The 5,226-nt window shown below is 26.7% G+C and carries 6 protein-coding genes and 1 pseudogene; 4 read left to right on the top strand and 3 right to left on the bottom strand.

The features are described from left to right. The 3 genes and pseudogenes from JG677_RS06925 to pseH form a co-directional block, all read left to right on the top strand. Positions 1 to 183: pseudogene (locus JG677_RS06925) on the top strand (class I SAM-dependent methyltransferase); the annotation flags it as partial. Between the two features lie 191 nt (positions 184 to 374). Beyond that, positions 375 to 1,196 (top strand): UDP-2,4-diacetamido-2,4,6-trideoxy-beta-L-altropyranose hydrolase, encoded by an 822-nt coding sequence (pseG, locus tag JG677_RS06920; RefSeq protein WP_200285917.1) that lies wholly within the window; start codon positions 375 to 377, stop codon positions 1,194 to 1,196. After that, entirely contained in the window at positions 1,193 to 1,669 is a 477-nt protein-coding gene (pseH, locus tag JG677_RS06915) for a UDP-4-amino-4,6-dideoxy-N-acetyl-beta-L-altrosamine N-acetyltransferase (protein ID WP_200285915.1), read from the top strand. Before pseG ends, pseH begins: the two co-directional genes overlap by 4 nt. Here the strand turns inward: pseH and wbuZ are convergent. The 3 genes from wbuZ to pseA are packed head-to-tail and all read right to left on the bottom strand — an operon-like array spanning position 1,634 to position 4,120. Further along, on the bottom strand, positions 1,634 to 2,380 hold the full coding sequence (gene wbuZ / locus JG677_RS06910) for a glycosyl amidation-associated protein WbuZ (protein ID WP_200285913.1): 747 nt from the start codon (positions 2,378 to 2,380) through the stop codon (positions 1,634 to 1,636). The genes pseH and wbuZ overlap by 36 nt on opposite strands. A gap of 1 nt (position 2,381) precedes the next feature. After that, positions 2,382 to 2,999, bottom strand: coding sequence for an imidazole glycerol phosphate synthase subunit HisH (hisH, locus tag JG677_RS06905; protein ID WP_234284658.1), 618 nt, complete (start codon positions 2,997 to 2,999; stop codon positions 2,382 to 2,384). Further along, a complete protein-coding gene (pseA, locus tag JG677_RS06900; RefSeq protein ID WP_200217827.1) occupies positions 2,984 to 4,120 on the bottom strand; it encodes a pseudaminic acid biosynthesis protein PseA in 1,137 nt (378 codons plus the stop codon). The genes hisH and pseA overlap by 16 nt, the downstream gene beginning before the upstream one ends. A 109-nt stretch (positions 4,121 to 4,229) precedes the next feature. Between pseA and pseI the strand changes: the two genes are divergently transcribed. Further along, on the top strand, positions 4,230 to 5,226 hold a 997-nt coding region (gene pseI / locus JG677_RS06895; protein ID WP_200285911.1), incomplete at its 3' end, for a pseudaminic acid synthase.

Below are 5,226 nucleotides of genomic sequence, written 5' to 3'. Positions count from 1 at the left end.
AATTTAAGCCTTTTTGCAAATTATGATTATGAGTGTTTAGGTGTTGAGCTTAGTAAAGAGCATTATGAAAATGCAAAATATAATTTTGATAAAATTTTAAAATATAAAAAATTTAAATTTTTTAATGAAAATATGTTAGATTTTGCTAAAAATTATAAAAATTTAAATGCTAAAGTTTTTTAACTCCTAATGTAATTATTTTTATTACTTAAAACTCTGCTTTTAACGCTATAAAGGACCGTCTTTATACCTATTGGCGGAGTGGGGGGGGGGGATTTATACCTTATTTAAGTGTAGTTGATTTTTTATGTAGGGTAAAAGATCCAAGAGAAGAATTTAAAAAAATATTACAAAAAATTAAAGGTTTTTAATATATGAAAGTTCTTTTTAGAAGTGATAGTTCTGCTAATTTAGGGCTTGGCCATATAAAGCGCGATCTTATTTTAGCAAAACAATATGATGAAGTTTATTTTGCTTGTTTGCCTTTAGAAGGATCATTGATAGATGAAATTCCCTATCCTGTTTTTGAGCTAGAAAGTGCAAGTATTTATGAACTTATCCATTTAATTAAAGATCATCATTTTGATTTATTAGTTATTGATCATTATGATATTGATAAAGATGATGAAAAATTAATAAAACTTGAAACAGGTATTAAAATTTTAAGTTTTGATGATGAATTAAAAGAGCATTATTGTGATATTTTACTTAATGTTAATGCCTATGCAAAAGCAGAAGACTATAAAGGTTTAGTTCCTTTTAAATGCGAATTAAGATGTGGTTTTTCTTATGCTTTAATTAGAGAAGAATTTTATATTGAAAGTAAAATTCAAAGAGATAAAATTTGGGATTATTTTATTTGTTTAGGAGGAGTAGATGCGAAAAATTTTTCCCTTGAAATTGCCAAAGATTTACCAATGGATAAAAAAATTATTATTGCTACAACAAGTGCAAATAAAAATCTAAAAAAACTTAAAAAATTCGTAGAGTTTAATCAAAATATCACTTTAAACATTGATAGTGAAAATTTGGCTAAATTGATGAATGAGAGTAAAAAATTAATCATTAGCGCCTCTTCTTTGGTAAATGAAGCTCTAATTTTAAAAGCCAATTTTAAAGCTATTGCTTATGCAAAAAATCAAGAAAAAATAGCACAATGGTTAATGAAAAAAGGTTATGAGGTGGAAATTAAATGATCTTTCTTAAAGATTTTACTACACTTAACGAAGAAGAAAAAAGACGTGTATTAATGTGGCGCAATGATGATGAAGTTTCTTCTTTTGCAAAAGTTAAAAATATCAATTTAAAAGAACATTTAAATTTTATAGAAGAATTAAAATATCAAAAAGATAAACAATATTTTTTAGTTTATAAAGAAAAAGAAGCTATTGGAGTGATTAGTTTTGTAAATATTACTCCATATTCTTGTGAATTTGGACTTTATGCAAAACCAGGATTAAGAGGTATGGGGAAAATATTGATTCAAGAAATAAAAAACTATGCTTTTAATACTTTAAAGGTTGGAATTTTAAAAGCCTGTGTTTTTAAAAATAATGAGAAAGCCTTAAAATTATACAAAAAGAATCATTTTTCTATTGTAATGGAAGATGAAAATATGTTTTATATAAGTTTATCAAATCATTCTTACAAAAAAACCATTTTTAGCTAACTCATTTTTTATATCTTTTGGAGTATATTGTGAAAAATGGAAAATATAAGCCCCAGCCAGAGCATCAGCTCCGCAGCTTAAAGCTTTAATGCCATCATTTGGTTTTCCAAGTCCCCCATTAACAATAAGAGGGATTTTTAATTTATTTTGAAATATTTTTAAAAGTTCTAAATCATATCCTTGTGCTTTTCCTTCAAAATCTACAGAAGTTAAAAGTATTTCTCCAGCACCTAATTTTTCATATTTTAAAGCAAGTTCTAAAGGATCAATATCTAATAAATTTCCTTTATTATACACATAGAATTTGCCATTTTTTCTTTTTACATCTATAGAGCAAACTATACACTGAGATCCAAAACGATTTGCTGCTTGAGTGATAAAGTTAGGCTCTTTTAATGCTTTAGAATTTATACTTATTTTATCAGCACCTAAATTTAAAATTTTTTGTATATCTTCAATACTTTTTATGCCCCCTCCTATTGTTAAAGGCATAAAACATTCTTTGGCTAAATCCTTAAGACTATCAAAATCTATTTGAGAATTTTTTGAAGCATCTATATCTAGTATGATAAGCTCATCTACATTTCTTGCATTATATATTCTTACCGTGCTTGTAAGATGTCCTATGGTGCGATAATCTTTAAATTCTATACTTTTAACAAGTTGAGAATTTTTAAGTAAAACACAAGGAATAATTCTTGTTTTTAACATTTTAAGCCTTTAAAAAATTCTCTAAAAGTTTTAAACCTAAATTCTGGCTTTTTTCAGGATGAAATTGCACCCCATAAATATTATTTTTTTGTAAAGAAGCACAAAATTGAATTCCATAATCACATTTTGCACTTATAAATTCTTCTTTGCAATTTACATAAAAAGAATGCACAAAATAAAAATCACTTTTATTAGAAATTCCTTGATATAGAGGAACTTGTTTTAAAATTTCAATATCATTCCATCCTATATGAGGAATTTTTAAATTTAAATTTTCATTAAAGGGTATGACTTCGCCTTCAATAAAGCTAAGTCCGTTACAAATTCCGCCCTCATAACCTTTTTCTAAAAGAAGTTGCATTCCAAGGCAAATTCCTAAAATAGGTTTTTTATGAGTTAAAACCTCTTCTTTAAGTACAGAGATAAAGTCAAGTTCTTTTAAGGAATTCATAGCTTCTTTAAAAGAACCTACACCTGGTAAAATTAATTTTTTAGCTTTTTGAAAATCCGTTTTTTCTTGTATTAAAAAATTTGAAATTCCAATTTTATCTAAAGCTTTTAATACAGAATTTAAATTCCCAGCTTTATAATCAATTACTCCAATCATTTTAAAATACATTCTTCCTTGCGGATTAAAGATCCATCAATATCTCTTAAAAAATTGCCGTTTTCATCACGTTTAAAAATTTTTTTATTAGTGAAACTATCAAGAATTTTTTGAAATTCTTCTTTGGAGAAACCACTCCATTCTAAATATTTTTTAATTGCTTTTTTAGGTGGTTTTCCATCATATTTATTAACAAGTCTTATGCCTTCTTCGCGGGTTATATAGCCTAAGCGTATATCCAAACAAGCATTATCAGTAGCTCTTCCAAAACCATATTTTAAATATTTTAAATAATCGTGTAAATGATTGCTATAACAATCTAAATTTTCAAAGTTTTCATAAGTAGTTTCTACAGGACGATCTGAAGTTGAAAAACCGTATTTTTGTGCTATTTGGAGATTTATTTTATAATCCCATTTGAAATAATATCCTAAAAATAATCCAGTCACGCCAACTCTTTTAAGTTCTTCATCACTTGGGTAAGTATAAAAATACAAGTCTTTTTCTTTTAAACCATCTACTCCTATCATATCACTAATGCGATTGCCTAAAAGTCCTCCAAATTCTTCAAGCCATTCTCTGCCTAAAATATTTTTTTCTTTACTGCTCGCAGGCCCTCCGTATTCTATTTGAGGACTTTCTCCCCAAATGATTAAAGGGATATTAAAATTAACAGCAATTCTTGGAGCGCTTGTAAAAATTCCCAAATGGTTTTGCCATTCATTATCTCCTGTCCTTATAAAAGCTTCTCTTGATAATATTTTATAAATTTTTGGATTTCTTTTAATATGGATAAGATCAACACCCAAATTATTTAAATTAGCAAGATTTTTTTTGCCTATTTTAGTAGGAATACTAGGCTCAAAACAAACACATAAAGGATTTAATCCAAGCTCTAAAATTTTTAATACTTGAAAAGTAGAATCTTTTCCCCCGCTAACACCTATAACACAATCATATATGGGATGTTTTTTGTGTTTTTTAATAAGTTCTAAAAATTCTTTTTCTCTTTGTTCCCAGTCAATTTTTTTATCTTTCATTTCTTGTGACCTGCAAGCATCACAAATTCCTTCATTGTCAAAATGTAAATCAGGTTTGGTATCAGGCATTACGCATTTTTTACAAAAATTCATTTTGATTCCTTTTAAATTTCAAAAAGAATAAATCGTCTAAAAAAATATAAATTTTATTAAAATAATTATAAAATAATACCGATAGTGGTAAAAAATATCTAGGATTTTTATGTATATAGGAAATTTCAATCTTGATCGAAAAATATTTATTATAGCAGAGCTTTCGGCTAATCATGCAGGTAGTTTAGAACTTGCTTTAAAAAGTATTGAAATGGCAAAAAAAGCAGGAGCTGATGCTGTTAAATTTCAAACTTATACCCCCAATAGTCTTACTCTTGATTGCAAAAAAGATGATTTTATCATAAAAGGTGGGCTTTGGGATAAAAGAACTTTATTTGAACTTTATGAAAAAGCCAAAACACCTTATGAATGGCATCAAAAATTATTTAATCATGCAAAAAAACATAATATCTTATGCTTTTCAAGTCCTTTTAGTAAAGAAGATGTTGATTTTTTACAAACTTTTGATCCTATAGCTTATAAAATTGCATCTTTTGAGGCAAATGATGAAGAATTAATTCGCTATATAGCAAAACAGAAAAAACCAACTTTACTTTCAACTGGAATTGCTACTAAAGAAGAGCTTTATAAGGCTATAAAGATTTTTAAAGAAGAAAAAAATGATGAGCTTATTTTTTTAAAATGCACTTCATCTTATCCATCTAAAACAAAAGATTTAAATCTTAATACTATTAAAACTTTAAGAGAGCAATTTGGTGTAAGAGTAGGTTTAAGCGATCATAGTTTTGGAAATTTAGCACCTATTATCGCCACTACTTTAGGAGCTTGTGTTATAGAAAAGCATTTTATGATAGATAAAAACATAAAAAGTGAAGATAGTGGATTTAGTTTAGATTTTAATGAATTTAAAAGTATGGTAAAAGCTGTAAGAGAATGTGAAAAAGCCTTAGGAAAAGGAAGTTTAAAATTAAACAAAAAAACACTTCAAAATAGAGTCTTTGCAAGAAGTTTATATGCAAGTAAAGATATTAAAAAAGGTGAAATTTTTACAGCATCTAATATAAAAAGTATAAGACCTTCCTTTGGACTTCATCCAAAATTTTATAATCAAATTTTAGGCTTAAAAGCTATTAAAGATATAAAAT

The sequence above is a fragment of the Campylobacter sp. TTU-622 genome (genome assembly GCF_016598965.1).
GTDB lineage: Bacteria > Campylobacterota > Campylobacteria > Campylobacterales > Campylobacteraceae > Campylobacter_D.
The sequence above is the reverse complement of the archived record's forward strand: the minus strand, read 5'-3'. Positions and strand labels throughout refer to the sequence as shown.